At 72.4% G+C, this 26,030-nt stretch carries 30 protein-coding genes; 16 read left to right on the top strand and 14 right to left on the bottom strand.

Features of this window, described 5'->3' with window-relative positions; all coding sequences use genetic code 11:
• Window positions 1-132: 132 nt before the first annotated feature.
• From E1182_RS05480 to E1182_RS05470, 3 genes are all read right to left on the bottom strand, one after another.
• On the bottom strand, window positions 133-480 hold the full coding sequence (locus E1182_RS05480; RefSeq protein WP_132261559.1) for a DUF1330 domain-containing protein: 348 nt from the start codon (window positions 478-480) through the stop codon (window positions 133-135).
• Between the two features lie 99 nt (window positions 481-579).
• Window positions 580-1,464: a hypothetical protein gene (locus E1182_RS05475; RefSeq protein ID WP_243706051.1), complete on the bottom strand. Its 885-nt coding sequence runs from the start codon at window positions 1,462-1,464 to the stop codon at window positions 580-582.
• Between the two features lie 355 nt (window positions 1,465-1,819).
• Window positions 1,820-2,413 carry a pentapeptide repeat-containing protein gene (locus E1182_RS05470; protein WP_132261558.1) on the bottom strand — a complete coding sequence of 198 codons (594 nt, stop codon included), beginning with the start codon at window positions 2,411-2,413 and terminating at the stop codon, window positions 1,820-1,822.
• Between the two features lie 79 nt (window positions 2,414-2,492).
• On the opposite strand from E1182_RS05470, the gene E1182_RS05465 reads away from it, so the two are divergent.
• Complete coding sequence (locus E1182_RS05465) at window positions 2,493-3,725, top strand: serine hydrolase (RefSeq protein ID WP_132261557.1); 1,233 nt, start codon at window positions 2,493-2,495, stop codon at window positions 3,723-3,725.
• 64 nt (window positions 3,726-3,789) lie between these two features.
• The gene (locus E1182_RS05460; RefSeq protein ID WP_132261556.1) at window positions 3,790-4,431 is read left to right on the top strand and encodes an NAD(P)-dependent oxidoreductase; all 642 of its coding nucleotides are present in this window, start codon (window positions 3,790-3,792) and stop codon (window positions 4,429-4,431) included.
• Window positions 4,432-4,436: 5 nt separating this feature from the next.
• On the opposite strand, the gene E1182_RS05455 is transcribed toward E1182_RS05460, so the two are convergent.
• Together E1182_RS05455 and E1182_RS05450 are read right to left on the bottom strand one after the other, a co-directional pair.
• Complete coding sequence (locus E1182_RS05455; protein WP_132261555.1) at window positions 4,437-4,901, bottom strand: PPOX class F420-dependent oxidoreductase; 465 nt, start codon at window positions 4,899-4,901, stop codon at window positions 4,437-4,439.
• 130 nt (window positions 4,902-5,031) lie between these two features.
• On the bottom strand, window positions 5,032-5,673 hold the full coding sequence (locus E1182_RS05450) for a DUF6642 family protein (RefSeq protein ID WP_132261554.1): 642 nt from the start codon (window positions 5,671-5,673) through the stop codon (window positions 5,032-5,034).
• Between the two features lie 318 nt (window positions 5,674-5,991).
• Here E1182_RS05450 and E1182_RS05445 point away from each other — a divergent pair, with 318 nt between their 5' ends.
• On the top strand, window positions 5,992-6,777 hold the full coding sequence (locus tag E1182_RS05445) for a D-Ala-D-Ala carboxypeptidase family metallohydrolase (RefSeq protein ID WP_132261553.1): 786 nt from the start codon (window positions 5,992-5,994) through the stop codon (window positions 6,775-6,777).
• 156 nt (window positions 6,778-6,933) lie between these two features.
• Here the strand turns inward: E1182_RS05445 and E1182_RS05440 are convergent, their stop codons facing one another.
• The 3 genes from E1182_RS05440 to E1182_RS05430 all read right to left on the bottom strand — a co-directional run bounded on the left by E1182_RS05440 (window position 6,934) and on the right by E1182_RS05430 (window position 9,570).
• Window positions 6,934-7,485, bottom strand: a complete 552-nt coding sequence (locus tag E1182_RS05440; RefSeq protein WP_132261552.1) for a hypothetical protein — start codon at window positions 7,483-7,485, stop codon at window positions 6,934-6,936.
• 166 nt (window positions 7,486-7,651) lie between these two features.
• Window positions 7,652-8,356, bottom strand: coding sequence for a response regulator transcription factor (locus E1182_RS05435; protein WP_132261565.1), 705 nt, complete (start codon window positions 8,354-8,356; stop codon window positions 7,652-7,654).
• Window positions 8,332-9,570, bottom strand: a complete 1,239-nt coding sequence (locus E1182_RS05430; protein WP_132261551.1) for a histidine kinase — start codon at window positions 9,568-9,570, stop codon at window positions 8,332-8,334. The genes E1182_RS05435 and E1182_RS05430 overlap by 25 nt, the downstream gene beginning before the upstream one ends.
• A 133-nt stretch (window positions 9,571-9,703) precedes the next feature.
• Between E1182_RS05430 and E1182_RS05425 the strand changes: the two genes are divergently transcribed.
• The 6 genes from E1182_RS05425 (at window position 9,704) to E1182_RS05400 (ending at window position 14,074) form a co-directional block, all read left to right on the top strand.
• A complete protein-coding gene (locus E1182_RS05425) occupies window positions 9,704-10,603 on the top strand; it encodes an ABC transporter ATP-binding protein (RefSeq protein WP_132261550.1) in 900 nt (299 codons plus the stop codon).
• Window positions 10,600-11,385 (top strand): ABC transporter permease subunit, encoded by a 786-nt coding sequence (locus E1182_RS05420; RefSeq protein WP_132261549.1) that lies wholly within the window; start codon window positions 10,600-10,602, stop codon window positions 11,383-11,385. The genes E1182_RS05425 and E1182_RS05420 overlap by 4 nt, the downstream gene beginning before the upstream one ends.
• 2 nt (window positions 11,386-11,387) lie before the next feature.
• Entirely contained in the window at window positions 11,388-12,140 is a 753-nt protein-coding gene (locus E1182_RS05415; RefSeq protein WP_132261548.1) for a hypothetical protein, read from the top strand.
• Window positions 12,141-12,264: 124 nt separating this feature from the next.
• A complete protein-coding gene (locus E1182_RS05410) occupies window positions 12,265-13,194 on the top strand; it encodes a ParA family protein (RefSeq protein WP_132261547.1) in 930 nt (309 codons plus the stop codon).
• Window positions 13,191-13,676, top strand: coding sequence for a hypothetical protein (locus tag E1182_RS05405; protein ID WP_132261546.1), 486 nt, complete (start codon window positions 13,191-13,193; stop codon window positions 13,674-13,676). Before E1182_RS05410 ends, E1182_RS05405 begins: the two co-directional genes overlap by 4 nt.
• Before the next feature lie 170 nt (window positions 13,677-13,846).
• The gene (locus E1182_RS05400) at window positions 13,847-14,074 is read left to right on the top strand and encodes a TM2 domain-containing protein (protein ID WP_132261545.1); all 228 of its coding nucleotides are present in this window, start codon (window positions 13,847-13,849) and stop codon (window positions 14,072-14,074) included.
• A 47-nt stretch (window positions 14,075-14,121) separates the two neighbouring features.
• Here the strand turns inward: E1182_RS05400 and E1182_RS05395 are convergent, their stop codons facing one another.
• Window positions 14,122-15,096: an MBL fold metallo-hydrolase gene (locus E1182_RS05395; RefSeq protein ID WP_132261544.1), complete on the bottom strand. Its 975-nt coding sequence runs from the start codon at window positions 15,094-15,096 to the stop codon at window positions 14,122-14,124.
• A gap of 154 nt (window positions 15,097-15,250) precedes the next feature.
• Window positions 15,251-16,135 carry a serine hydrolase gene (locus tag E1182_RS05390; protein WP_132261543.1) on the bottom strand — a complete coding sequence of 295 codons (885 nt, stop codon included), beginning with the start codon at window positions 16,133-16,135 and terminating at the stop codon, window positions 15,251-15,253.
• Between the two features lie 37 nt (window positions 16,136-16,172).
• On the opposite strand from E1182_RS05390, the gene E1182_RS05385 reads away from it, so the two are divergent.
• Together E1182_RS05385 and E1182_RS05380 are read left to right on the top strand one after the other, a co-directional pair.
• Complete coding sequence (locus E1182_RS05385) at window positions 16,173-17,132, top strand: LysR family transcriptional regulator (protein ID WP_132261542.1); 960 nt, start codon at window positions 16,173-16,175, stop codon at window positions 17,130-17,132.
• Window positions 17,133-17,274: 142 nt separating this feature from the next.
• Window positions 17,275-18,126 carry an aldo/keto reductase gene (locus tag E1182_RS05380; RefSeq protein WP_132261541.1) on the top strand — a complete coding sequence of 284 codons (852 nt, stop codon included), beginning with the start codon at window positions 17,275-17,277 and terminating at the stop codon, window positions 18,124-18,126.
• 50 nt (window positions 18,127-18,176) lie between these two features.
• Here the strand turns inward: E1182_RS05380 and E1182_RS05375 are convergent, their stop codons facing one another.
• A complete protein-coding gene (locus tag E1182_RS05375) occupies window positions 18,177-19,430 on the bottom strand; it encodes a hypothetical protein (RefSeq protein ID WP_243706050.1) in 1,254 nt (417 codons plus the stop codon).
• 225 nt (window positions 19,431-19,655) lie between these two features.
• Between E1182_RS05375 and E1182_RS05370 the strand changes: the two genes are divergently transcribed.
• From E1182_RS05370 to E1182_RS05360, 3 genes are all read left to right on the top strand, one after another.
• Window positions 19,656-21,248, top strand: coding sequence for an NAD(P)/FAD-dependent oxidoreductase (locus tag E1182_RS05370; protein WP_132261540.1), 1,593 nt, complete (start codon window positions 19,656-19,658; stop codon window positions 21,246-21,248).
• A 63-nt stretch (window positions 21,249-21,311) separates the two neighbouring features.
• Entirely contained in the window at window positions 21,312-22,178 is an 867-nt protein-coding gene (locus E1182_RS05365) for a cellulose binding domain-containing protein (protein ID WP_132261539.1), read from the top strand.
• 130 nt (window positions 22,179-22,308) lie between these two features.
• Window positions 22,309-22,629 (top strand): GYD domain-containing protein, encoded by a 321-nt coding sequence (locus tag E1182_RS05360; RefSeq protein WP_132261538.1) that lies wholly within the window; start codon window positions 22,309-22,311, stop codon window positions 22,627-22,629.
• 14 nt (window positions 22,630-22,643) lie between these two features.
• Here E1182_RS05360 and E1182_RS05355 read toward each other — a convergent pair whose 3' ends face one another.
• From E1182_RS05355 to E1182_RS05345, 3 genes are read right to left on the bottom strand one after another with little or no spacing between them, the layout of a single operon-like run.
• The gene (locus tag E1182_RS05355) at window positions 22,644-22,994 is read right to left on the bottom strand and encodes a globin (protein WP_243706049.1); all 351 of its coding nucleotides are present in this window, start codon (window positions 22,992-22,994) and stop codon (window positions 22,644-22,646) included.
• A 53-nt stretch (window positions 22,995-23,047) separates the two neighbouring features.
• On the bottom strand, window positions 23,048-24,358 hold the full coding sequence (locus E1182_RS05350; protein ID WP_132261537.1) for an AAA family ATPase: 1,311 nt from the start codon (window positions 24,356-24,358) through the stop codon (window positions 23,048-23,050).
• Window positions 24,359-24,386: 28 nt separating this feature from the next.
• On the bottom strand, window positions 24,387-25,097 hold the full coding sequence (locus tag E1182_RS05345) for a TetR/AcrR family transcriptional regulator (RefSeq protein ID WP_243706048.1): 711 nt from the start codon (window positions 25,095-25,097) through the stop codon (window positions 24,387-24,389).
• A gap of 100 nt (window positions 25,098-25,197) precedes the next feature.
• Here E1182_RS05345 and E1182_RS05340 point away from each other — a divergent pair, with 100 nt between their 5' ends.
• Both E1182_RS05340 and E1182_RS32680 read left to right on the top strand, forming a co-directional pair.
• Window positions 25,198-25,791 (top strand): DUF4386 family protein, encoded by a 594-nt coding sequence (locus tag E1182_RS05340; protein ID WP_132261536.1) that lies wholly within the window; start codon window positions 25,198-25,200, stop codon window positions 25,789-25,791.
• Between the two features lie 91 nt (window positions 25,792-25,882).
• Window positions 25,883-26,014: a hypothetical protein gene (locus E1182_RS32680; protein ID WP_256370811.1), complete on the top strand. Its 132-nt coding sequence runs from the start codon at window positions 25,883-25,885 to the stop codon at window positions 26,012-26,014.
• Window positions 26,015-26,030 lie beyond the last annotated feature (16 nt).

The following is a 26,030-nucleotide window of genomic DNA, read 5'->3' as shown; positions in this document are numbered from 1 at the left end:
CCCCTACCCCCACCGTGCCCCCTGTCGGGCCGTCCGTCAAATAGAGCAACGCCGCTGGAAGCGAGGCCAGCATTTTCGCGTTTCCGCTCGTCAGTGCCCGAGTCGCGGCTACGCTGGGGGCAGCTCGTACCTTCAGTCGGCGGTGGTGGCCTCGCGCAGCCGGGCCGCGGTGCGGCGCGGGTCGTAGTCCGGGCCGACGCCCTCCACGATGAGGGTGGCAGCCTCGATGTGCCGGGTCCGCAGCGGCAGGATCTCCTGGTACGCCGGCGAGGCGTACCAGGCTCGGGCCCGCTCGACGTCGGGGAACTCCACGATCACCACGGTCCCCGGCCAGTCACCCTCCAGGACCTCCACCTCGGCCCCGTGCACCCGGAACCTCCCCTGGTACGGGTCGAGGGTGGTCTGGATCCGGTCGATGTACTCGAGAACGTCCTCGTTGATCTGCGGCGTGCGAATATGGGCCAGCGCGAAGGCGGGCATGGTTTCTCCCCGTGTCGTCGACCCACCCCGTGTGGATCACTGTGGACGATTCTTCCAGCCACGCGGTGGACCGCCCCAGTGCCCCCGTACGGATCCGGATCAGCGCAACGCGACCGCCTGGAGGCCGACGTTGCCGCAGTCGGAGTTGAAGGTCCGCTCGACGACCCACGACATCAGCAGCTTCTCGCCCGGAGGCACCCGGAACCGCACGACCCACTGGACGGTGTGGCTGGTGTGCGGGTCCTCCAGCCGCACCGTCCGGGTGGGGCCGCCGGTGGAGAGCCGAACGTCGAGCCGGCCCCGCGCCATCCAGACGCCGACGAAGAGGCGCACGGTGTGCAACTGGCCGCTACCGGCCACGGCGAGACTGAAGCCGTTGCCAACACCGCAGGTGTACACGCTGGTCATGGCCGCGCCGACGGCGGCGACGGGGGTGCCGTCGCGCCAGCGGAACGACTCCGGGTTGGTGTCGATGCTGGCCCGCGTGCCCCGGCCGCCCTCGTCGCGGATCTCGAGCGACCCGCCCCGCTTGCGGACCTCGGAGTCGGGGCCGTGCAGTCCCCAGTGGACCCAGTCGCGGCTGCCGAGGGCGGTGAGGTCCACCGTGGCGGGCACCTCCGCCTCGGCGACGGTGAGCACCGGCCCGGCCTGCACCGGCTTCGTGGTCGGCGCGGCCGTGGGGGTCAGCGACGGGCTCGGCGACGGGGTGCGTTGCCGGGGCCGCAGCCCTGGGGAGGCGACACCGGCCTCGGTCACCTCCGCGGGCAGGCCGGTGGGCCGACCGGCCACGGTCGGCGCACCGGGCGACAGCGTGCGGTCCTCGGCCGGGAGCGCCCGGTCCCCGCCGACGTTCAGGTACGACACCAGAGCGGCCAGGCAGGTCAGGGCGGTCAGCGACGCGAGCGCCCGGCGGCGACGGCGTTTGCGGTGCCGGGCGGTCCGAGTGGTCGCGCCGTCGGAGGGACCGGGTCCGATCCGTCTCACCTGGTCGTCCGCCACCGCTTCTCCGTTCCGCACACCGCGCGTCGGCCAACCATGATCGCAAGGCAGACGTGAGCCCCGTCACGTTTACATCTGTACGACCGCTTACGCCATAGTCCGGCCTGTCAGCGTTTTGAGTTCGTTACCGAACGGCGGTAGCGAAAACCGTCCCAACGACGCCAGGATCGACCCGCTCAGCCGAGTACGAATCCTAGCGGTCCTATGTCCGTCCGGTCACGATGCGGGGATGGATCACCCGCACCGACTCCCTCCACTGTGGATGATCGGGTTTGACCGGCCGCAGCGCCAGACCGGAACAGATCAGGGCCGATCCGTCGGCGAAGCAGGAACGGCCGGCTCAGCGGAGCTCGAAACCCAGCGCCTGCGCCAGCACGAGCGCCTGCTCCGCGTCGATCAGGGCGCCGTCCCGCTGCACGGACAGCGGATCCAGCGCGGTCAGATCGCTGCCCCGCAGATCCGCCCGGGTCAGTCGGGCCCCGCGCAGCTGCGCGCCGGACAGGTCGACGCCGGTCACGGTCGCGTCGGTCAGGTCGGCCCCGGTCAGGTCCGCCTCCCGCATCCGTACGCCGGTGAATGTCGCCCCGCGCAGGTCGGCACCGGGCAACGCGACGAAGGACCAGTCCCCGCCGGTCACCCGCAGCGGGCGCAGGTCGCACTCCTGGAAGGTGCTGCCCACCAGCTTGCACCCGGCGAACTCGACGTCGAAGAGATTGCACCGCCGGAACGCACACCGGACGAAGGCCGAGTCGGCGTGCCGGGAGGAGTTGAAGGACACGTTGCCGAACGAACACTCGGTGAAGGTGGCACCCCGACTGGTCGCCTCGCCGAGATCGACCCGCTGCAGCGAACACCGCACGAAACGCCGGCCGACCAGCTCCTCGGCATACCAGTCTTCGTCGCGGAACGTGGCGTCCTCGATGGTCTCCGACATCGACCCACCGTAGCGGCACGGGCCGACAGTGACGGGCCGACTCTTCCGCCGCCGCAGCGGCGGCTAGTACTTTCGCGGGGTGAGCGTGGCACCCAACACCGACCCGGACCGGCTCGGCTTCGACCCCGCACGGCTCGCGCGGATCGACCGGCACTTCGGCCGCTACGTCGACGAGGGGCGGCTGGCCGGCTGGCAGGTCGTCGTCACCCGGCGGGGCGAGGTCGCGCACAGCACGACGTACGGGCTACGCGACGTCGAGGCGGGGGTGCCCGTCGAACCGGACACCATCTGGCGGATCTACTCGATGACCAAGCCGATCACCTCGGTCGCGGCGATGATGCTGTGGGAGGAGGGGCGGTTCGACCTGAACGACCCGATCAGCCGCTGGCTGCCGGAGTTCGCCGACGTCCGGGTCTTCGACAAGGGTTCGGCGCTCAAGGCGTACACGGTGCCGGCGGTCGAGCCGATCCGGGTCTGGCACCTGCTCACCCACACCTCCGGCCTGACCTACGGCTTCGCGCAGACCTCGGTCGTCGACGCCCTCTACCGCGCCGCCGGGTACGACCTCGGCGTCCCACCGGGCCTGGACCTCGCCGAAGCCACCGCCGGGATGGCGAAGCTGCCGCTGATGTTCCAGCCCGGCACCGGGTGGAACTACGGCGTCTCCACCGACGTGCTGGGCCGGTTGGTCGAGGTGCTCTCCGGGCAGCGCCTGGACGCATTCCTCACCGACCGGATCCTCGGCCCGCTGGGCATGACCGACACCGGGTTCTGGGTGGGCGAGCCGGACGCCAAGCGGCTCGCCGCGCTCTACATGGCGCACCCGGCGACCGGTCGGGCGATCCGCGCCGATCGGTTCGGCGCCGCCGCGCTGCACCGCCCGCAGTGCCTCTCCGGGGGCGGCGGGCTGGTCTCCACCGCCGCCGACTACCACCGCTTCACCCAACTGCTGCTGCGCGGCGGCGAGCTGGACGGCGTACGCCTGCTCGCCCCCCGCACGGTGCGCTACATGACCCGCAACCACCTGCCGGGCGGGGGTGACCTGGCGTCGTTCGAGCCGGAGGGGTTCGCCGAGACGGTGCTGGACGGCATCGGCTTCGGTCTGGGCTTCGCCGTCGTGACCGACCCGGTGCCGGCTCGGGTGCCCAGCAGCGTCGGCGAGTACTACTGGGGTGGTCTGGCCAGCACGGCGTTCTGGGTCGACCCGGTTGAGGAGATCACCGCCCTGTTCTTCACCCAGCTGATGCCGTCGAGCACCTACCCGCTGCGCGCGCAGCTGCGGCAGCTCGTCTACAGCGCCGTCATCGGCTGAGCCGGCGGGGGGATCCGGGCCGTTCCGGCGACGGGCGGTCCAGGTGCTCCATAGCCTGGACGGCATGAGCAACATCGTCGTGTACGGCGCCGGCGGCACCGCCGGCTCGCGGATCGTCGCCGAGGCTGTGGCCCGGGGGCACCGGGTCACCGCGGCGGTCCGCCGGCCGGAGTCGGTCACCTGGCTGCCGGCCGGGGTGCACGTGGTGACCGGGGACGCCACCTCGGCCCGCAGCGTGCGGGAACTCGCCGCCGAGGCCGACGTGATCGTGGTGGCCGTCGGCGGCGGTGAACGGGCGCTGTGGCGGGACGCGGCGCAGACGTTGATCACCGTACTGCGGGAGGTGCCCGATCCGCCCCGGGTGATCCACGTCGGCGGCGGGGCGACCCTGCTGACACCGCGGGACACCCCTTTCCTGGAGGAACCGGACTTCCCCGAGGAGTACCGGGACGCGGCGCTGGGCCAGGCCGACGCGCTGGCCTGGTACCGCTCCTCGGCCGACGGGGTGACCTGGACCTACGTCTCCCCGCCCCCGCTGGAGTTCCACCCGGGCGAGCGGACCGGTCGGTACCGGACCGGCATCGAGCACCCGGTTCTGGACGAGCAGGGGCGCTCGGTGCTGACCTACGAGGACCTGGCGGTGGCGATCATCGACGAGATCGAGGCGCCGCGCTTCGAGAACATGCGGTTCACCGCCGCGTACTGACCGCGTCAGTCGGCGAGCCGGGACGGGAAGCCGCCGGTGGCGATCGGGCCCCAACCGTCGATCGTCACCCGGATCAGCGACTTGCCCTGCGCCACCATGGCCTGCCGGTACTCGTCCCAGTCCGGGTGCTCGCCGGAGATGCTGCGGAAGTACTCCACCAGCGGCTCCAGCGCCTCCGGCAGGTCGAGCACCTCGGCGGTGCCGTCGACCTGCACCCACGGGCCGTCCCAGTCGTCGGAGAGGACACAGACGGAGACCCGGGGATCACGGCGGATGTTGCGGACCTTCGCCCGCTCCGGGTAGGTGGAGATCACCAGACGGCCCTCGGCGTCGACCCCGCAGGCCACCGGGGACGCCTGCGGGCGGCCGTCGGATCGGGTGGTCATCAGCACGACCCGGTGCCGGGGACGGAGGAACTCGATCAGGGCGGCCCGGTCGGCCCGGGTGTTGCTCGCGATACGGCGTGGCATGCCATGGTTCTACCAGGCCATCCGCGCGCCGGCCCACCGGCCGACGCACCGACGGATCCCGCCGGACCCGTACGCGACCGGTCCGCTGGGCCGCCGCACCCCGGTCAACCGGGTTCCGCGGTCGGTCGCTTCAAGGGTTCCGCCCGGCGACGCGGCCCGGCGCGGTCTGGGCCGGCACCCGGGGCCGGGCCGCCGCCCGCCACGCCCGGCCGTTGGCGTAGATCACCCGGAAGCCGAGGTACGCCGCCAGCGGCGCCCAGTGCGCCGAGCCCATCCGCAGCTCGGCGGCGTTGTGCCGCTGGCCGTTGGCGAGCACGTCGAGCAGCACCGTCTCGAAGGCGGCGGACTCCACCCAGTCCACCTCCCGGGTGAACCCGCAGATCAGGGCCGCCCCGGTGACGTCCAGGAAGGTACGCAGCGCGGCGTCGGAGGCGCGTAGCACCGAGCAGCTGCCGAAGTAGAGCCGCCGCCCCTCGCACCGCCCGGCCATCCGCTCCGCGACGTCGGCGAGCGCCACCGAGTCCCAGTCGGTCAGGCAGAGCCGGCTCGGTTCCCCGTGCATGGCGAAGAAGCCGACCCGGTAGTCGGCGTACTGCTTGAGCAGCCAGCGATCCAGGAAGTAGAACAGTTCGTCGCGGGTCGCGGCGTCCTTGTGGATGAAGCGGATCCGGCCGAGCCGTTCCAGCAGCTCGAGGGTGGGCAGGACGGAACCGCGCTCGTTCAAGTCACGATGCCACTGCCCCTCGACGCAGAACACGCCTCCGCGAGCCACCCTGACCTCCCCGTCGTCGGCCAGGGCAGACGTTACCGGTTGCGAACGGCAGGCCGGCAGTCACCCAACGTCGCCACATGTGCTCTTTCGGGCGGTCCGGGCCGGTCCGCGCCGGCCGTCCTCGCCGCCCCGCTCCGGTCGGATCGTCCACGGTACGAATCAGCGCAAGACAGAGTCGTCGCCTAGAAAAACCCCTCACTCCGAATGATTCTCGCAAATCGTCTCGAACGGGCAGGAGAACTGCCAGGGTGGGGAGGACGGGGCGTCGAGGTCGATGCCTGCTCAGTCACCCAGTCGCTCACCCACCGGAGGACACCTGTGCGCGTACACACGCTCAAGCGAGCCCTCATGGCGATGGCCCTCGCACTACCCGGGGCCGCGGCCGGCGCGGTGCTCGCCGCGCCGGCCGCCCACGCCGACGCCTGCTACACCTGGAACCGCACCCTGTCGTCGGGGCGCTTCGGCGAGGATGTCCGCCAACTCCAGGTCCGGGTCGCCGGATGGCCCGCCTACGGCGGCATCGTCCGGGTCGACGGGCAGTACGGACCGGAGACCGCCGCGGCGGTCAGCCGGTTCCAGGCCGCGTACGGGCTACGCGTCGACGGGATCGCCGGCCCGCAGACCTTCGCCAAGCTGTACCAACTGCAGGACGACGACTGCACACCCGCGCACTTCAGCTTCGACGAGATGGACGACGGGTGCGGTCGGGGCGGGTGGAGCGGGGGGCCGCTGTCGGCCACGGAGACCCGCGCCACCGCGCTGCGCACCATGTGGAAGCTCGAGGCGCTGCGCCACACGCTCGGCGACCAGCCGCTCCACGTCACCAGCGGCTTCCGCAGCGCCACCTGCAACCGACAGGTCGGCGGGGCGGCGGACAGTCAGCACCTCTACGGCAACGCCGCCGACGTGGTTCCCCTGGCCGGTTCGCTGTGTGACCTCGCCCGGGCCGCCCGCAGCCACGGGTTCAGCGGCATCCTCGGGCCGGGCTACCCCGGTCACGGCAGCCACGTGCACCTGGACTCGCGGCGCGAGAACGACCGCGACCGGACGAGCGCCACCACCGTCTGGTCGGCCCCGGAGTGCGGGGTCGGCTCCGCCGACTGACGGGGCTGTCCGGTCGGCTCCGCCGACGTGCATCGCTGTACGGCCGGCTCCGCCGATCGGACCGGCGCAAACATCGACGCCGGCCCGGCCGGGTGGGGGACCCGGTCCGGGCCGGCGTCGGCGGCACCCCGGCAACGCTGGCGGTCGTGCCTGCGCTCAGCTCGCCCGGGGCCAGCGCGGCGCGGTGGCGGGGGGCACCACCGGCCGACCGGGCACGCCGGGCCGGAGACCGGGCCGCATGCCCTGAGCCGCAGCCGGCCGCATGCCCTGGGCCGCAGCCGGCCGCATGGCCGGGGCGGCGGGCCGGCCCGGCTGGGTACGTGTCGGGTAGGCGGGTACGGGCCGGCCCGGCTGGCCGGGCGCCTGGCTGCGGGGTGGTGTCGCCGCGCCGGGACGCGACTGCGCCGGGCTGCCGTAGGTGAACGGGAACGGCACGTGCACGAACGGATTCCCGTGCCGGATCAGGGCCTCGATCTGACGTTCGTTGAGCCCGTGGTTCTCCAGTACCCGTCGTCCCCACCGGTGCAACCGGCACGGGTACGACGCGCCGTCGTTACGGCACAGCGGCCCGTTGGGCCACTCCTCGGCGGCGTGCACGACCACCGCCCGCACCGCGAGCCGGACGTCCTCCGGCGTCAGCGGTGCCGGCACCGGCACCTCGCCCAGAACCAGATCGATGGGGTCCGTCGACTGCTCACCAACTCGCACGGCAGGCCTCCCGCAGCTCGCCAGCGACTGCGGCTGTCCGCCGCAGCGCATCCTCGGCCAGTGGTACGGCCCGCGCGGGACAGCGGTTCAATCGCATCGGACCGTACCCCGCGCACGTTGGCCGGCAGGCGGTGGCGCACCGGGGACAGGCCGCCCGCGGTGCCCGTCAGACCAGGCCGGCGTCGTGCACCAGCAGCGCCACCTGCACCCGGTTGTTCAGTTCCAGCTTGGTCAGCAGTCGGGACACGTACGCCTTCACCGTCGCCACACTCATGAACAGCTCCGCCGAGATCTCGGCGTTGGTCCGCCCCTGCCCCAGGGCGAGCGCGACCTGTCGTTCCCGCTCGGTCAGGCTGGCGAGCGCCCGCAGCGCCCGCTGCTGCCGGAGGTCGCCACCGGAGGGTGCCGGACCGGCGGTCACCTGGGCGATCAGCTTCCGGGTCACCGTCGGGGAAAGGGTCGCCTCCCCCGCCGCCACCCGCAGCACCGCCCGGACGATCTCCACCGGCGGGGTGTCCTTGAGCAGGAACCCGCCCGCGCCGGCACGCAGTGCGCGCAGCACCTGCTCGTCGGCGTCGAACGTGGTCAACACCAGCACCTCGGGCGGCTCCGGCAGCGCGCGCAACGTCTCGGTGGCGGTCAGCCCGTCGACCCGGGGCATCCGGATGTCCATCAGCACCACGTCCGGCGCGTACGTCTCGACGGCGGCCGGCACCTCGGCGCCGTCGGCGGCCTCGCCCACCAGCTGGATCTCCGGCACCCCACCGAGGATCATCGACAGCCCTGCCCGGACCAGTGGGTCGTCGTCGACGACGAGCACCCGCACCGGCCCCGGCTCCCCCGCGCTCACCTGTCCGACCAGGGCAGCCAGGCGGCGAGCCGGAAGTCGCCGGCGGCGTCCCGGCCGTGTTCCAGCCGGCCCCCGGCCAGGCTGACCCGCTCGGTGACCCCCACCAGTCCCGTGCCGGTGCCCGGGATGGCCGGCCGGGCCTCCCCGACCGGCCACGGGTTGCGGATCTCCACGGCGAGCCCGTCGCCGGGCCCGCCGGCCAGCCGGACCGTGACCCGTGCCCCCGGCGCGTGCTTGCGGGCGTTGGTCAGCCCTTCCTGCACGATCCGGTACGCGCTGCGCCCGACCGCCGCCGGCACCGCTGCCGCCTGGCCGACCTCGTCGACCACGCCGACCCGCATCCCGGCCGCCCGGGACTCGGCGACCAGCGCCGGCAGGTCGCCGAGCGTCGGCTGCGGTCGTTCCGGACTCTGCTCGCCGCCGGACTCCGTGCGCAGCACGCCGATCACCTCGCGCAGGTCCTCAAGGGCGGCGTGGGCGCTGGCCCGGATCACCCCGGCCGCCCGGGCGATCTCTTCCGGGGGCGCGTCGGGGCGAAACTCCAACGCCCCGGCGTGCAGGCTGAGCAACGAGATCCGGTGCGCCAGCACGTCGTGCATCTCCCGGGCGATGCGGGTGCGCTCCAACTGCCGCGCCTGGGCCACCCGCAGTTGCTGCTCGGCCTCGGCCCGGTCGGCCCGCTCACGCAACGACAGGACCAGCTGCCGGCGGGCCCGGACGAACAGCGCCCAGGCCACCGCCACGCCCACGATCAGCACCGTCCAGGCGACGGCGGGCCAGAACGGCAGCTCCGGGTCCGGTCGGACCGCGAGGTAGACCGGCGTGGTGGCCAGATGCCAGGCGACCAGGGCGGCACCCGTCGGCAGGGGCCGGTGCAGCAGCACAGTGAACAGGATGACCAGCATCGCGATGCCGGCGCTGGACGAGAAGAGCGCCAACGGCGCCGTGGCCACCGCCAAGGCCAGCGGCCAGCGGCGGCGCAACCAGAGCGCGGCGCTCACCCAGACCCCGAGCACCAGGTCGACCCCGACCAGCCAGCCCGGCCCGGCGTTGAGCGCCAGCTCCGGATCCGGGCCCACCGCGTCGCCGAAGGAGAACAACGCCCAGGCGAGGGCGAGCAGGAAGCAGAGGCTGTCGACCACCCAGTCCCGGGCCGTGCGCCGCACCATGGTCGGTGGACGGGTCAGGGTCCCGGGCAGCAGCCAGGGATGTTCGGGTACGACGGCGGCGCTCACCCGCCCATGCTAGGAAGTCGGCTGCCCGCGCAGACAGCTACCAAAGTCGAGGGTTGCCGGTAGACCGAGGTATGGCCGGATCTCGACCGCCGGCCGCAGCGCATGGCCGAGTGGCTCCGACAGGCTCGACGCCATGATCGAAGTTGACCATCTCACCAAGCGGTACGGTCCGCAGGCCGCTGTGGACGACGTGTCGTTCCACTGCGAACCCGGCACGGTGACCGGCTTCCTCGGCCCGAACGGCGCCGGCAAGTCCACCACCATGCGGATGATCTGCGGGCTCACCCCGCCCACCTCGGGCGGCGCCACTGTCTCCGGCGTGCCCTACCGCCGGTTGCCCAACCCGGGGCGGCAGGTCGGGGTGCTGCTGGACGCCTCGGCACAACACGCCGGGCGGACCGGCCGGGAGGCACTGACCCTGGCCGCCCGGACGATGGGCGTGGACCGCCGGCAGGTGGCCGCGAAGCTCGACCTCGTCGGGCTCAACGAGGCGGCGGCGAAACGGCGGGTCGGGGCGTACTCGTTGGGGATGCGGCAGCGGCTCGGCCTGGCGCTGGCGCTGCTGGGTAACCCTCAGGTGCTGATCCTCGACGAGCCGGCCAACGGTCTCGACCCGGAGGGGATCTTCTGGATGCGTGGCCTGCTGCGCGACTTCGCCGACCGGGGCGGCACCGTGCTGCTCTCCAGCCATCTGCTGCGCGAGGTGGAGGCGGTGGCCGACCGGCTGGTCGTGATCGGCGGCGGTCGGGTGGTCGCCGCCGGCGACAAGGACGAGTTGCTGGCCGGGGCCGGCACCCTGGTCCGTGCCCGCGACCCGCTCGCGTTGCGGCAGGCCCTGGACCGGGCCACCCTGCCCGCCACCGCCGGCACCGACGGCGGTTTCGTGGTCCGCGCCGAACCCGGGGTGGTCGGTCAGGCCGCGGCGGACGCCGGGCTGGCCCTCACCGAGCTGCGGCCCGCCGGCAGCGGCGGCCTGGAACAGCTCTTCCTCACCCTCACCGCCGGCGCGTCGACAAAGGAGACCGTGAAATGACCACCACCATCGCCGCCCCGGCCGCCACCGTCCACCGGCCGGCCATGGTCGGACCGTCGCTGGCCCGGCTGACCGGCGTGGAGCTGCGCAAGCTCACCGACACCCGGGCCGGCCGCTGGCTGCTGGCCGCGATCGGGCTGATCGCCGCGGCCATCGTCACGGTGCAGGTGTTCGTCCTCGACGACGCCGAGCAGACCTTCCGCGCCTTCTTCACCCCGTCGCTGTTCCCGGTCGGGCTGCTGCTGCCGGTGCTGGGGATCCTCTCCATCACCTCCGAATGGTCGCAGCGCACCGCGCTGACCACCTTCGCCCTGGTTCCCCGCCGGGACCGGGTGGTCGTGGCGAAGCTCGCCGCCCTGCTGCTGGCGGCGCTGGCCTCGGTGCTGGTCAGCCTCGCCGTCGCCGCCGTCGGGACACTGGTCGCCAAGGCCACCGGCGGGGCCGGCACCTGGGCCTTCGACTGGCAGCTGCTGCCGCACGCCGCCGTGCTCCAGGTGGCGAACGCGCTGATGGGCGCGGCCTTCGGCCTGCTGCTGCTGAACACCCCGCTGGCCATCGTCAGCTACCTGCTGCTGCCGACGGTCTGGAGCATCCTCGCCGCGATGGTCACGGCGCTGCGCAAGCCGGCCGAGTGGCTGGACACCGCAGTCACCATGGAACCCCTGCTGAGCGCCGAGGTGACCGCCGGGCAGTGGGGCCGGCTGGCGGTGTCGCTGCTGGTCTGGCTGGCGCTGCCGCTGGCCGCCGGGCTGGTCCGGGTGCTGCGGCGGGAGGTGTCCTGACCGTGGACGCCCAGGGGCACGGCGAGGCCACCGTGGTCGACGGCGGCGTCACCGAACTGGTGGTGATGTGGGTCGGGTTCCCGCTGCTCGGGGCCGGACTGGGCGCGGGGCTGACCGCCGTGTCCGGCTGGCTCGCCGACCGGCCCTGGGTGCCGTTCGACAACTGGTTCGCGTTCCTGGCCCGGCTGCCCGAACAGCAGGCGTACGCGGCCGGTTGCGCGGTGCCGGCCCTGGCCGGACTGGTCCTGGCGTACATCGGCACCCGGGAACGGCTCATCGTCACCGTCCGCCGCACGGCGGTGCGGCTGCGCCACGACGGCCACGAGCAGGAGTTCTCCCGGGCCACGGTCGCCGGCGTCTTCGTCGACAACAAGGCGCTGGTGCTTCTCGGCGTCGACGGCGGGGAACTGGCCCGGGAGCGGTCGGATCTGGACCGGGACCGGCTGGCCGCGGCCTTCACCGGGCACGGTTGGCCGTGGCGGGAGCAGGACCCGCACCGGGAGGCGTACCGGCGGTGGGTGGAGGGGCTGCCCGGGTTGCCGGCCGGCGCGGACGCCCTGCTGCGCGCCCGGCAGCGGGCCTTGGACGCCGACCGTGGCGGCGAGATCCGGGAGTTGCGCGCCGAGCTGGGCCGACTCGGGGTGGTGGTGCGCGACGAAGGGAAACGCCAGTACTGGCGGACGGCGGGCGAGCCACTTCGCCGGGAGGAACGCACCGATGCCGGGTGGGTGACCGATGAGGAGCGTGACCGCTGACCGGGGTGCCCGCGCGGCGACCCAGCCGTTCGCGGTCGCGTACGCACGGTAGCGGAAGCGTCCTCGTAGATGGTCAGCCGGCGCAGTGGCGGCTACCGTTCCCCGGTGCGGGGAGGAGACGTCGGTGTACGTGGTGTCCGTGATCAACTACAAGGGTGGCGTGGGGAAGACCACCATGACCGCCAACCTCGGCGCGGAGCTGGCCAACCGGGGCATGCGGGTGTTGCTGGTCGACCTGGATCCGCAGGCCAGCCTCACCTTCAGCTTCTACGAGCCGGACGACTGGCGCGACCGGCTCCGCGCCGACCGCACCGTCAAGCGCTGGTACGACGGGCTGCGCGGGGACAGCCCGACGGTAACCCTCGGTGAGCTGGTGGTCTCCCCCGGCCCGGCCAACGCCCACCTGTCCGGCGCGGGACGGCTCGACCTGATCGCCTCGCACCTCGGCCTCACCGACATCGACCTGGCGCTGGCCCGGGGCGTGGCCGACGGCGAGGAGTACGACCGGGAGCTGTTCCGGGTACGCGGCTCGCTGGCCGAAGGGCTGCACGACGAGGCGTTGGGCGGCTACGACCTGGTGCTGATCGACTGCCCGCCGAACCTCAACGTGGTCACCCAGTCCGCCATCATCGCCAGCGATCACCTGCTCATCCCGGCCAAGGCCGACTACCTGTCCACCCTCGGCATCGACTACCTCTGCGGCAACGTGCGGGAGCTGGTCGACCGGTACAACGTCGACTCGCGGCGGTTCGCCACCATCCGGCGGCACCACAAGGTGGCTCCCGATATCGCCGGCGTGGTGTTCACCATGATCCAGTTGACCGCGCAGCGGCCGATCTCCGCCCACCAGGGCTACATGGACCAGGTCCGGGCGCTCGGCCTGCCCGTCTTCCCGACCGTGCTGCGGGAGAACGTCACGCTCTTCGCCACCAACGCCCCGCGGGGCGTGCCGGCGGTGTTGCGCCCCCGGGTGGGCCTGCCGGCGGTGCAGGAGGAGCTGCGCCAGATCACCAACGAGTTCCTGGCCCACCTCCAGCCGAAGGTCGCGGCGTGACCGAGCCGGCGCCCACCGCCGCGCTGTTGGTCCGCCTCGCCGAGCTGGTGCGGGACCTGCCGCCCGCCGAGCTGGCGGCGCTGGCCGAGGGCCGGGCCCGGCTGGCGGTCGTCCCCGCTCACGCCATCGCGCCGGCCCAGGCCCCGGACGACGACACCACCGCGCCGGCCCAGGCCCCGGACGACAACACCACCGCCCTCGCCCGTACCCCGGACGCCGCCGCGAACATGGGGGCAGCGCGAGGCCGGCCCGCTGCGCCGGCCGCCGACCCGGACCGGGCGGTGGCGGCGCTGGCGGCCATGACCAGCCGCGGCGACGGCACCGCCTACCTGTCGGCGTGGTCGGTACGGGAGCTGCGGGCACTGGCGGCCCGGCTCGGACTGGGTGCGATGGCCGGCAGCCGCAAGGGCGATCTGGTGGCCCGGATCGTGGACCGAACCGTCGGTTTCCGGCTCGACTCGGCGGCGATCCGCCGACTCTGAACCGTCCCGAGCGGAACCGGCACACCGTCGCCCACGACCCGCTCCGACGGCCGTGGGCACCGTATCGGTTCGGCTACGCCGCCTGTTCGGTCGATCAATGCCCGGCAATCTTGTCACCGGCCAGGCCCCTCGATACGCTCCCGCGGCTACTTCACGGAGAAAGGACCGCAGTGACCGTTTCCGCTCCGGGCAGCACCCAGAAGTCCTGGGTCGTCGCCCTGCTGCTCTGCTTCTTCATCGGTGTCCTCGGCGTCCACCGCTTCTACGTGGGCAAGATCGGCACCGGCATCCTCCAGCTCATCACCTTCGGTGGCCTGGGTGTCTGGACCCTCATCGACCTCATCCTGATCCTGGTCGGTTCCTTCAAGGACAAGCAGGGCCAGCCGCTCGCCAAGTGAGCCACGGTCGGGGCCGTGATCCGTCGCGATCCCGGCCCCGACCGGCATCAGAAGCGGTACGCGACGCCGTACTCCGGCACCAGGACCCGGCTGCGCGGCGACACCCGCCGTACGGCGGCGACCAGGTCGTCCAGCCGCCGCCGATCGTTCGGGGCGACGACCGGCGGGTTGACCAGCGGGGTCTCGAAGTTGTCCCAGTGCACCGGCACCACGGTCTTCGGACGGTCCAGCGCGGACATCAGCCGGGGCACGTAGTCGGCGGTGGAGCCGGTGGCGGGCAGCGCCACCATCGCCACGTCCGGCGCCAGCCCGGTGAGGTTACGCTCGACGAAATCGCTGGCGCCCATGAAGAACACCGACGGGCCGCCGTCGACCCGGATCTGGTACGCCAGGGTGTCCCCTTCGGGCAGGTCGGCGATGGTGGTCGGCTTCGACGGTGGGGTCACCCGTACGCCGGGGAAGGCGACCGACCACGCCGCGTTGCGGCTGTGCAGCGAGCTGACCACCTCGATCGTGTGGTCGCCGAACTCCAGCACCTCCCCGCCGCGGACCGGACTGAGCTGCCCCGTCGGAACGCCGTACGCGATTCCCAGGTGGTACGCGGTGAGGGTGCCGAAGACCCGGGCACCGGTACGGGCGGCGATGTGCGGAACGTCGTTGAAGTGGTCCCAGTGGGTGTGGGTGACCAGGATGGTGGCTGCCCGGTCCACCATGGAGTCGACGACGGCGGTGTCGACGGTGAGCGGGGTGGCAGGGTCGAAGGCGTCGCGGAACAGGCCGGTGTCGTAGCGACTGAGGAACGGGTCGACCAGCACCGTCCGGTCACCGATGTCGACCCGCCAGCCGGAGGTGCCCCACCAGCGGAAGCTGACCGCACCGGACCGGGCGCGCGGGGTCGAGGCGGCGGTGGCCGGTGCGGCCCGGGCCGCCACGTCGGGGACGAACCCGCCGGCGGTCACGGCGGTGGCTCCGGCCACGGTGGTCCGCAGGAACCGTCGGCGGTCGAGATGGTGTGTGGACATGCTGCTGCTCTCCCCGTCTGGAATGGGTCGGTCGCTGCACAGCCCACCACCGCGCCCTCGGCCACGTCCAAGATCAGAAGGACGGGGCCGCCATATCTGATGCGATATCAGAGCAGCTCACGGGCCACGGAGCCGATGTCGGAACGGTGGAAAGTCAGGATCGCAGTGCCGCCACGGCGGTCGCGGCGGCCGCGCCGATGGCCAGGTCCACGTCGATCCGGCGGGTGGCGAGCCGTTCGGTCCGGACGAGGACGGCCATCGCGTACCGGCTTCCGTCCGGGTACTCGGCGACCCCGGCGTCGAGATGCAGCCCCGGCAGAGTGCCGGTCTTCGAGGCGACCCGCACCCCGGGCGGGAAGCCGGAGGCCAGCCGGGTCCAGAAGAGCTGCCGGGACATCAGCTCCCGGACGGTGGCGCAGGCGGCCGCCGGACCGGCCTGGTCGCGCCAGATCAGGCTGAGCAGCCGGGTGAGTTCCCGGGCGGTGCTGGAGGTGGTCTGCTCGGGGTCGAAGACCCGCATCGCCCGGATCCGGTCGGCGGTCAGGGTTGGGAAGATCCGGGCGAAGTCCGCCTCGGTTCGGGCCCCCACGTCGGCGAGCATCAACTCGACCAACTGCCGGGGGCTACCCAGGATCCGGGTACGCGGCAGCTCCAGCTCGGCGGCGAGCATCGGCAGCACGTCCGCGCCGACCCGGCGCAGCAGCAACTCGGCGGCGGTGTTGTCGCTGACCGACATGGTGAAGAACGCCAGGTCGCGTAGGGACATCTCCACGTCGTCGGCGCACCCGGCCACACCCCACCCGCCGAGCCGGTCGGCGGCGGTCACCACCACCCGTTCGGTGGGGTCGAGTTGGCCGGCGGCGGCCTGCCGGGCGAACTCCAGCACCAACAGGATCTTGAATACCGAGGCGATCACGGTCTGCCGGTCCGCGTCGACGGCCACCTCCCGACCCTCCGCCGCGTCCACCGGCACGACGTGCAGGCTCCCGGTGACCCCGGCTCGGGCGAAGATGTCACGGATCCGCTCTCGTACTGCCACAGCGGCACGGTACCGAGGGCTGCCGTATCGTCCGGGCGTGGATCTACTCCGCCACCTGCGCCATTTCGTGGTGGTCGCCCGTGAGCTGCACTTCGGCCGGGCGGCCGAGGCGTTGGGCATGGCGCAGCCACCGTTGAGCCAGTCGATCCAGCGGTTGGAACGGGAACTGGCGGTGGAGCTGTTCGACCGGTCCCGTCGGCAGGTCGGGCTCACCACCGCCGGGCGGCTGCTGCTGGGCGAGGCGGAGGAGCTGCTGGCCGGGGAGTCGCGGCTGCGCCACCTGATGCGCCAGGTCCAGGAGGGCACGCTGGGCGTCTTCCGCGCCGGGGTGCTGCCGGAGACCCCCGCGGTCACGTTACGTGCGTTGCTGGACCGACTCGCCGCGTCCGCCCCGGGGCTCGACGTCGACCTGCACGAGCTGACCAGCGCGGAACAGGTCCGGATGCTCGCCGAGCGGCGGCTCGACGCGGGCCTGGTGCACCACCCGGTCCAGGCCGACGGGCTGCGCTTCGGCCCGCCGGTGGACGTGCCGGTGGGGGTGCTGCTGCCCCGGGCGTCGCCGCTGGCCCGGCCGCGCGAGGTGGCGTTGGGCGACCTGGCCGGGCTGGATCTGGTCGCTGCGCCCCGGGTCACCGCGCCCGGCTGGTACGACCACCTGCTGGACGGGTGCCGCCGGCACGGCTTCCTGCCGGCCCGGGTGCGACCGGCCCGTAATCCCGAGTTCGTCTTCGGTCTGCTGTTGGCCGGCGGCGCGGTGGCGTTGGAGCCGCAGTCACTGGCCCGGCGGGAACCGCGGATCGCCTGGCGGCCGATCGCCGGGGCACCGCTGGTGCGGCGCACCTCGGCGGCCTGGCCGGATCGGGCGGCGCATCCGGCTGCCGTGATGTTCGGGCAGCTCGCCGCGGAGGTGCTGGCGGCGCAGGAGCCGGCACCGCCGGCCGTGGTGGTGCCCTCGGAGCGGCCATGGCCGGTGCTGTTCGACGCCACCCACGACTGAGCCGGTTCGCTTGTCGCAGATCACCCGCGTCGGACCGGTGGTGTCCGCCCCGGTTGGGTAACGCTGTCGGGTGACCCGCGTCCCGTCGGCAGCCCTGTGGCGTGACCGGCCGGGCGCAGCTGAGATGGGAGAAGATGCCGACATGGCGAACACGGTTCCCGACATCACACTCAACGACGGCAACACCATTCCGCAGCTCGGCTTCGGCGTGTACCAGATCGCGCCGGAGGACACCGTCGAGGCGGTCGGCACGGCGCTGGAGATCGGCTACCGGCACATCGACACCGCCGAGATGTACGGCAACGAGGCCGAGGTTGGTGAGGCGATCCGCCGCTCCGGGCTGGACCGCGACGAGGTCTTCGTGACCAGCAAGCTGAACAACGGCTTCCACCGGCCCGACGACGCCCGCAAGGCGTTCGAGTCGACGCTGGCCGCGCTGAAGATGGATCACATCGACCTGTTCCTGATCCACTGGCCGCTGCCCACCCGCTACGACGGCGACTTCGTCTCCACCTGGAAGACACTGGAGGAGTTCCAGCGTGACGGCCGGGCCCGGTCGATCGGGGTGTCCAACTTCCAGGTCGCGCACCTAGAGCGCCTGGCCGCCGCGACGGACGTCGTGCCCGCGGTCAACCAGATCGAGGTGCACCCGTACTTCGGCAACGAGGAGGTCCGCGCGTACGGCCGGGCGCACGGCATCCCGACCGAGGCATGGTCGCCGATCGCGCAGGGCGCGGTACTCGACGACCCGACGCTGGTGGACATCGCGCAGGAACTGGACCGTACGGTGGCCCAGGTGGTGCTGCGCTGGCACGTGCAGCGCGGTGACATCGTCTTCCCGAAGTCGAGCACCCCGAGGCGGATCGAGGAGAACTTCCACATCTTCGACTTCGAGCTGGACGACGCGACGATGGAGCGGATCACCAGCCTGGACAAGGGCGAGGCCGGTCGGCAGGGGCCGAACCCGGACACGTTCGACTACATCCCGGCCTGACCCACCCGCACTGGGGGCCCGCGGCGGCGGGCCCCCGTCGGGCGGGTCGCTCAGATGATGAAGTGCGTCCAGTAGGCCAACCAGATCACGAACAACACCCCCTGCAGCAGGGCCAGCGCGACGCTCAGCCACACGTCCACCCCGGCGGTCCGGGTCCAGCGGGCCAGGACCAGGCAGACCGGAAACGCGGCGAGCAGGTACCGCAGCAGGCTCTTGTAGACCGGTGGCCCCATCGACAGCGGCGCCAGGACCATCAGCACCGCGTAGACGACGTACGGCAGCCCGATCCGCCGGAACCCGGCGAGCACCACGGCCAGGACGGCGACGGCGAACCAGACCCGTACCGCGTCCCGGCCGTCGCCGCCGGTGAGGCCCTGCCACATCACCCGCAGCGGGTCCTGCACGCTGATGCCCCAGCCCTTCTCCTGGGCGTGCTTGTAGGCGAACCAGTCCCCACCCTTCCAGCGGCAGAACGCCATGAAGGTCAACCAGCCGGCGGGGATCAGCAGCAGCGGCCACCCGCTGCGCAGGTAGGCCCAGAGGGTGCGCGGTCCCAGTCGGTACCGGTGCTGGCGCAGCAGAACCAGGGCCAGCGGTACGACCACCAGGAACCCCACCGAGCGGCTGAGCCCCAGGAGGTACCCGACCAGTCCCACCACCAGCCACCGCCGCCGCTCGGCGTAGTAGAAGGTGGCCACCGCCAGGCAGAGGAAGAGCGATTCGGTCAGCGCCGCCTGGAACAGGAAGGCCGTCGGCAGCAGCACCAGGTAGCGGGTGAAGCGGCGGGCCGAGCGGTCGTCGCCGAGCAGGATCTCCCCCAGCCGCAGCGCGTAGTACAGCAGCAGCAGGAACGCCACGTTGGCGATCAGCAGCAGTGCCAGCGCGGTGTCGCCGCCGAGCAGCACCGCGACCGGTCGGGCCAGGAACGGGTAGAGCAGCGGGAAGGCGAAGTCGTCCCAGGGCCCGGTGAGGGGTTCCCGGGCCAGGTGGTCGTAGATCAGGGCGTCCCAGGCGAACCACATGGAGATCCACCGCCGCGGGGAGATCGCCGCCTGCTCGGCGCGGGTGTCGGCCTCGTCGGCGGGCGGCGTGCCGGGCACCTCGTCCCAGGCGGCGAGCGCGACGACACCGAGGACGGCAAAGATGATCTTGGCGGCGACGAAGACCGCCATGGCGTACCGCCAGTGGCCCGGCACCCGGGCGACGAGACCGCCGGCGCCGCCCCTCAGGCGGGCGGCCGTGCCGGAACGGCCGCTGCCGCCCGCGCGGCGACCCCTGGTCGTCTCCGGCGTACGGTCCACCATGCCTGCTTCCTCGTGATCGGGTCCGGGTGCGCGGTCGGCCCACCGGGTGCCGCGACCTGCCCCGTCATCCCCCACCCGGACCGAATGACACCTCCCGCGCGGAGGAGTCCCCGACACCGGCGGGTCGGCATGATCGGGAGATTCCGCGGCAGTTGACGTGAGAGCAGCCAGAGACCGGGTATGCGCGCCTCCTCCGCAGGACCGAGGGCTAGGGAGCGCACGGGGATGGAAGAGCGTCACGGCACGGTGGTCATCGGCGCCGGCCCGGCCGGGTTGACCGCCGCGTACGAGCTGCTCCGGCACGGCGCGGCAGTCCAGGTCTTCGAGTCCGACCAGGTCGTCGGCGGCATCAGCCGTACGGTGGAACGCGACGGCTGGCGCTTCGACATCGGCGGGCACCGGTTCTTCACCAAGGTTCCGCGGGTCGAGGCGTTCTGGCACGAGGTCCTGCCCGACGAGGAGTTCCTGCTGCGCCCCCGGATGAGCCGGATCTTCTACCGGGGCGCGCTCTACGACTATCCGCTCAACGCGGGCAACGCCCTGCGCAACCTGGGGATCCGCGAGGCGATCCGGTGCATGGGCTCGTACGCGCGGACCCGGCTGCGTCCACCCCGCGACCAGTCGCACTTCGAGGGCTGGGTGTCGGCCCGATTCGGTTGGCGGCTGTACTCCATCTTCTTCAAGACCTACACCGAGAAGGTGTGGGGGATGCCGGCCGACCAGTTGCAGGCGGACTGGGCCGCCCAGCGGATCAAGAACCTGTCACTGTCGAAGGCGGTGCTCAACGCCCTGTTGCCGCGCCGCAACCGCAAGGACGTGACCAGCCTGATCGAGGAGTTTCAGTATCCGAAGTACGGCCCCGGCATGATGTGGGAGCGGTGCACCGACGAGGTCCGCCGACGCGGCGGCGAGGTCACCCTCGGCACCTGGGTGACGGCGGTGCACCGGGAGGGCGGCCGGGCCGTGGCGGTCACCGTCGACGGGGCCGGGGGCGAGCGGCGGATCCCCGCCGACCACGTGATCTCGTCGATGCCGATCTCGGAGCTGGTGGCGGCGATCCGACCGGCGGCGCCGCCGGAGGTGCTCGCCTGCGCCGCCGACCTGAGGTACCGCGACTTTCTCACGGTGGCGCTGGTGGTGCCGGAGGAGTTCTCGTTCCCCGACAACTGGATCTACGTGCACGACCCGGCGGTGCAGGTGGGCCGGATCCAGAACTTTGGTTCCTGGTCGCCGTACCTGGTCAAGGACGGCCGCACCTGCCTGGGGTTGGAGTACTTCGTCTTCGAGGACGACGCCACCTGGCGGACACCCGACGACAAGCTGGTCGCTCTGGCGACCGCCGAACTCGAAAAGCTCGGCCTGGTCCGTCCCGGCTGCGTGGAAGCCGGGTACGTGGTGCGGATGCCGAAGGCCTACCCGGTGTACGACGAGCGCTACCAGCGCAACGTGGACACCATCCGCGACTGGCTGGCCCGGGAACTGCCCAACGTGCACCCGGTCGGGCGTAACGGGATGCACCGCTACAACAACCAGGACCACTCGATGATGACGGCGATGCTGACCGCCGAGAACATCGTCCACGGCGCCGGCCACGACGTCTGGTCGGTCAACGTGGAGCAGGACTACCACGAGCGGTCCGACGGCGACCGCAACGACCGGCGGGGCACCGGGCGGGACGCCCCGGTCGTGCCGAGCCGCCCGCTCGGCCGGGTCACCACCGAGACCCGCCCGACCGGGGCCGGGCAGTCCGAGAAGCGTTCGACCGGGGCCGGTTCCGCCGAGACGCGCCCCCTGCGTCGACCGACCGGGGTGAACTGAGCAGCCGCCGTCCACCCACACGGCTGATTGATGAATGTGCATGTCTGTCCGTAGCATCGCACCATGCGGGCCCGTCGCGTCACCATCGTCACCGCCTTGGCCGTACTGCTGAGCGCCCTCGCCGTCACCGCCGCCAGGGCCGCCGACGACCCGGCGCTGACCACGCCGGGTGCCCCGGTGGTCGTCGCCAACGAGGCTCGCCGCCTCACCCTGGCCTGGTCACCGGCGGCGTGGAAGGGCGAACCGGGCGGCCCGGTCACCTACGACGTGCTCTCGCCGGTCGGCCCGAACGCCTACCGGGGGCTGGGCAGCACCCAGGAGCCGACCATCACGCTGACCGACCTCGCTCCCGGCACCGCGTACCGGATCGTGGTGCAGGCGTACGCCATCGGCGGATACTCCGACGCCTCGCCGGTCACGGTGGTGCGTACGGTCGACGGGCGCGCGACCGTCCACTACCGCAACCTGGACTCATCGCCGACGAACAACCAGGCGCAGTTCCAGCTCCGGGTGACCAACACCGGCACCGGGCCACTCAAGCTGGACACGGTGCGGATCCGCTACCACGTGCGCTTCGAGGGTGGGAACACCTCGCTGGTGCCCGAGTGCGACTGGGCGGAGCTGGGTTGCGCGGCCGTCGAGCGTACCGTCCAGTTCTTCCCGCCGCCGGGGCCGCCGCCGGGCCCCAGTCCGACGGTCTACCCGGTGCCGGGCACACCGGTCCCCGGCTGGGTGGAGGTCACCTTCACCGGCGGAGTGCTGGCCCCGGGCGGTTCGACCGGACCGCTGCAGCTACGCCTGCACCGGACGGACTGGACCGCCATCGACGAGCGCGACGACCCGAGTTGGCAGGGCGCGGCGGGCGGGTGGACCCGCAACGACCGGATCACCCTGGACGTCGACGGGGTGCGCGAGTTCGGCGACCTCTGAGCCCTCGGGCCGGTGCAGGATTGGCGACGGATCCAGCGGGTACGCGCGACCCAGGGGTGGCCCCTGCCGGCGAGCTCGCCCGAGCCGGCGGCGGGGCCGGCCCGTTTCGACACGGGGGTGGTGACCGGCGATGCCGAAGTTCCTGCTGAGGTCGACCTACACCATCGACGGGATGAAGGGGTTGGCCGCCGACGGCGGCACCCGGCGGGCCGAGGTGGTGCAGGCGATGGTCGAGAACGCCGGCGGACACCTGGAGTCGATGCACTTCGCCTTCGGCGAGGACGACACCTACGTGCTGTGCGACATGCCGGACCATCCCACGGCCGCGTCCGTGGCGATCGCCATCGAGGCGGCCGGCGGCCTGCGCGTACAGGTCGTCCCGGTGCTCACTCCCGCCGAGGTCGACGAGGCGACACACCTCATGACCGACTACTCCCCGCCAGGCGCCTGACGGGAGGTGTCAGGTCAGCCCCGGACCTGGTGCTGGGCCTGGGCGATCAGGTCGGACGGCAGGTCCAGTGCCCAGAGGACGGCGGCGAGGTAGTCCAGGACCCGCCAGTGCTGCTCCTCGGACAGGCCGAGCCGGCACCAGGCACCGCCGGCCGGACGCCCGGCGACCGGACCACCCAGCGCCGCGGTGAGCTGGGCGGCGAGGTGACCCGCCAGCCGTGGGCGGTCGATCCCGAGCAGGTACGGCGCCAGCTCGGCGTCGGCGGCGACGAGCCGCAGCCAGCGGTTGACCGCCCCGCGTACGCCGGCCGGCCCGAGCCAGTCGAAGGAATGGCGAGGGCAGTTGACCAGCTCCGTCGTCCGCACGTCCACGAATACGGTTGATCGGCGGTGATCAGTTCAGCACGCCCGGTGCAGACCTACCGACCACGCAGGTGGCTCAGCATCGTGTGGTTCGCGGCCCAGCCGTCCGGAAACCTGACCGGCACGTCCAGGTGCACCGGCTCCGTCGACGGGTAGGCGTCCAAGAGTTCACCGATCCCGGCCCGGGCCACCACCACACAGGCGTGCCGGTGCCGGGACGTCAGCACGCAGAGCCGGCCCGACTCCAGATGGAACGCGGTCGCGTCGCGTCGCCCGGAGAGCGGGTGCAGCACGATCGTCACGTCGTACTCGCGGCCCTGGAGCCGGTTGGCGGTGTCCACGGTGACGCCCGCCCCGGCCGTGCCCAGCCGGGCGCGGATCGCCGCGACCTGGTCGCGGTGCGCGGCCCCGACGGCGATCCGGTCCGCGGTGACCGGCGCGCCGGCCGGCGCGTGCTCACTGACCGCGACCGCACCCCGGCGCAGCACCCGCAGGGCCAGTTCCGCGCAGGCCGACGCGGCCTCCCCATCGGTACGCGGGGTGTGCCGGGCCGGCAGTTCGTGCCACGCCCAGCCGGACGCGGCGGCGGTTTCCACCGCCGCGTCGTACGCGTCGCCCGCACCGGGTTCGGTGAACGCCAGTGCCCGGTCGCCCGCGTCGGTGCCGGCCCGGAACCCGGTGAACGGGTAGAACGCCTCCGCCACCACCGGCGCCGCCGATGCCGGCAGCCGCCACGACACCGGCAGCCGGTGCACTGGCAGCTCCGGGTTGTGCCGCAGCAGCACCGCCACCGCCGCCTGCATCGGATCCCAGGTCAGGCCCGTCCAGCGGGCGGTCTCGACGGTGGAGAACGGATCCAGTTGGCCGGGGTCACCCACGAACAGCGCCCGCGCGAACCTGCCGGCCACGCGCAGCAGGGCGTCCGAGCGCATCTGGTACGCCTCGTCGACGATCGCCCACGGCCAGAGCCCTTCGGTCACCGTGGCCCACTTCGCGGCCGTACCGATGACCACCGCCGGACCGCCCAGGTCGGCGACCTTGGCGGCGACGCGTACGTTGTCGTGGCCCTTCACCCGCTCGGACGGTTGGTAGTCGGCGGCCGACAGCCGGCCGACGCGCAGCTCGGGGGCCTTGCCGGCGAGCCGGTCGATCAGGTCGTCGACCTGCTCGTTGGTCTGCGCGACGATCATCAGCGGCTCGCCGGCAGCGGCCAGCTCGCCGGCGGCGCGGACGACCAGGGTGGACTTGCCGGCACCCGGAGGCGAGTCGACGACCACGCCCCGGTGCCGGCCGGAACGCAGGTCGGCCAGAACGGCCGTGATGACCCGCTCCGCCTCGACGGCGGGCGGCACCGCCAGCCCGAGCATCGCCCACCTCCTTGCCGTCGCCCCGACCCTACCGGGACCGACCCGGACGCTGCGGAACACCGTTCTCCGGGCGGATCGACGCCGGGTGCGAGGCGCCGTGGTGCACCGCCAGCGCGTCGAGGATCAGGTCGAGGCCGAATTCGAACTGCCCGCCGAAGTGGTATCCCGGCTGCTGGACGTGTTGTGTGGCGAACTCGACCAGATGCGGGTAGTCGCCCGAGGCGAAGCCCTCCATGATCGAGCCCGCGACCGCGTTGGCGGAGTCCGCGCTGTCGAACGGTAGCGATGCCTCCTGGAGCACGAAGCCGAAGACGTAGGCGTCGAGGATCGCGTACGCGTGGGCCGTCATCGGTAGCGAGAACCCCCCGGCCCGCAGCACACCCAGCATGGCGTCGTGGTGGCGCAGGGTCGCCGGCCCGGGGTTGGTCCGGGTTTCGACCAGGGCCAACGCCCAGGGATGCCGGGCGAGCACGGTACGCGCGGAAACGGAACGCCGCCGCACCTCGGCCCGCCAGTCGCCACCCACCTCGGGCAGTTCGATCTCCGCGAAGACCCGGTCGACGAGGGCGTCGAGGAGTTCGTCCTTGTTGCGGATGTAGTGGTACAGCGACATCGGTTTGGCGTTCAGCTCGGCGGCCAACGACCGCATGGTCAACGCCCCCAGGCCGTGCGCGTCGGCGATGCCGACCGCGGCCTCCAGCACCCGCTCACGACTCAACTGTCGCGCCTGTTCGCCCACCGTCCGGTTCCCGTCCTCGTGACACTCCGTTGACCGATCTCGCCACCAAGCGTATCGTACTTAGTACTACTTACTTAGTACGAAAGCCTGTGAGGCGAAGATGTCCCTCCGTACGACCGGCAGATGCGCCGGCGCGTTCATCCTGTTGGCGTTCGTCTCCTACGGCATCGGCAGCGCACTCGCCGGGCAGTTCGCCGGGGCGGCGCTCGTGGTGCTCACCTCCGTCATGGTGGCGGCCATCGGCGTCCTGGCCTTCCGGGCACTGCACCGACGACAACCCGGGACCGCCTGGGCCTACCTGGTCGCGCGCGGCGCGGAGGCGTTCCTGCTCACCGCCGGGATCGTCCTGCTGGGCCCGGTCGGTACCGGCGCCGCCGACACCGCGTACCAGCTGGCCATGCTGTCGCTGGGGTTGGGCAGCCTGCCGTTCTGCCTGGCCCTCAAGCGGCAGCGCTGGCTGCCGGGCTGGCTGGCGACCTGGGGCTTCGTCGGGTACGCACTGCTGGCGACGGGCGCGACCGCCGAGTTGATGGGGGCCGAGGTCGGGCTCGTGCTGGCGATCCCGGGCGGCCTGTTCGAGATCGTCTTCGGTCTGCTGCTGCTCGCTCGCGGCTTCGCGCCGTCCACCGCTGTACGGCCGGGTGCCGCGTCGGCCGAGGCGATAGCTCAGGGTGTTCAACCGACCGCGCAGTGATTATGGTCGGTTCGGACCTCCCAGCACATAGGAACAGACATGGGCCAGAGCGATGACGGAGACGGCCAGGACCGCGCGGCAGGCTCTGATCATGCGCTTCGAACGGGTCCAGACCTGGAGCGGGCGCAAGGCACGCCTGTTCACCCCGGCGCACATCACCACGGCCTACGAACGGCTCAAGGCCACCGGCCTTCTGCCCCGCATGGCGCCCTCCCCAGTCTGAAGACGATCTCGCCTCG

The sequence above is a fragment of the Micromonospora sp. KC721 genome, assembly GCF_004348355.1.
Classification (GTDB): domain Bacteria; phylum Actinomycetota; class Actinomycetes; order Mycobacteriales; family Micromonosporaceae; genus Micromonospora.
The sequence above is the reverse complement of the archived record's forward strand: the minus strand, read 5'-3'. Positions and strand labels throughout refer to the sequence as shown.

What these genes read in the sequence shown, in the direction of transcription:
- E1182_RS05480 (WP_132261559.1), bottom strand. Translation starts at nt 480, where the DNA reads ATGCCCGCCTTCGCGCTGGCCCATATTCGCACGCCGCAGATCAACGAG.
- E1182_RS05470 (WP_132261558.1), bottom strand. Translation starts at nt 2,413, where the DNA reads ATGTCGGAGACCATCGAGGACGCCACGTTCCGCGACGAAGACTGGTAT.
- E1182_RS05460 (WP_132261556.1), top strand. Translation starts at nt 3,790, where the DNA reads ATGAGCAACATCGTCGTGTACGGCGCCGGCGGCACCGCCGGCTCGCGG.
- E1182_RS05455 (WP_132261555.1), bottom strand. Translation starts at nt 4,901, where the DNA reads ATGCCACGCCGTATCGCGAGCAACACCCGGGCCGACCGGGCCGCCCTG.
- E1182_RS05425 (WP_132261550.1), top strand. Translation starts at nt 9,704, where the DNA reads ATGATCGAAGTTGACCATCTCACCAAGCGGTACGGTCCGCAGGCCGCT.
- E1182_RS05420 (WP_132261549.1), top strand. Translation starts at nt 10,600, where the DNA reads ATGACCACCACCATCGCCGCCCCGGCCGCCACCGTCCACCGGCCGGCC.
- E1182_RS05395 (WP_132261544.1), bottom strand. Translation starts at nt 15,096, where the DNA reads ATGTCCACACACCATCTCGACCGCCGACGGTTCCTGCGGACCACCGTG.
- E1182_RS05380 (WP_132261541.1), top strand. Translation starts at nt 17,275, where the DNA reads ATGGCGAACACGGTTCCCGACATCACACTCAACGACGGCAACACCATT.
- E1182_RS05375 (WP_243706050.1), bottom strand. Translation starts at nt 19,430, where the DNA reads ATGGTGGACCGTACGCCGGAGACGACCAGGGGTCGCCGCGCGGGCGGC.
- E1182_RS05370 (WP_132261540.1), top strand. Translation starts at nt 19,656, where the DNA reads ATGGAAGAGCGTCACGGCACGGTGGTCATCGGCGCCGGCCCGGCCGGG.
- E1182_RS05365 (WP_132261539.1), top strand. Translation starts at nt 21,312, where the DNA reads ATGCGGGCCCGTCGCGTCACCATCGTCACCGCCTTGGCCGTACTGCTG.
- E1182_RS05360 (WP_132261538.1), top strand. Translation starts at nt 22,309, where the DNA reads ATGCCGAAGTTCCTGCTGAGGTCGACCTACACCATCGACGGGATGAAG.
- E1182_RS05350 (WP_132261537.1), bottom strand. Translation starts at nt 24,358, where the DNA reads ATGCTCGGGCTGGCGGTGCCGCCCGCCGTCGAGGCGGAGCGGGTCATC.
- E1182_RS05340 (WP_132261536.1), top strand. Translation starts at nt 25,198, where the DNA reads ATGTCCCTCCGTACGACCGGCAGATGCGCCGGCGCGTTCATCCTGTTG.
- E1182_RS32680 (WP_256370811.1), top strand. Translation starts at nt 25,883, where the DNA reads ATGCGCTTCGAACGGGTCCAGACCTGGAGCGGGCGCAAGGCACGCCTG.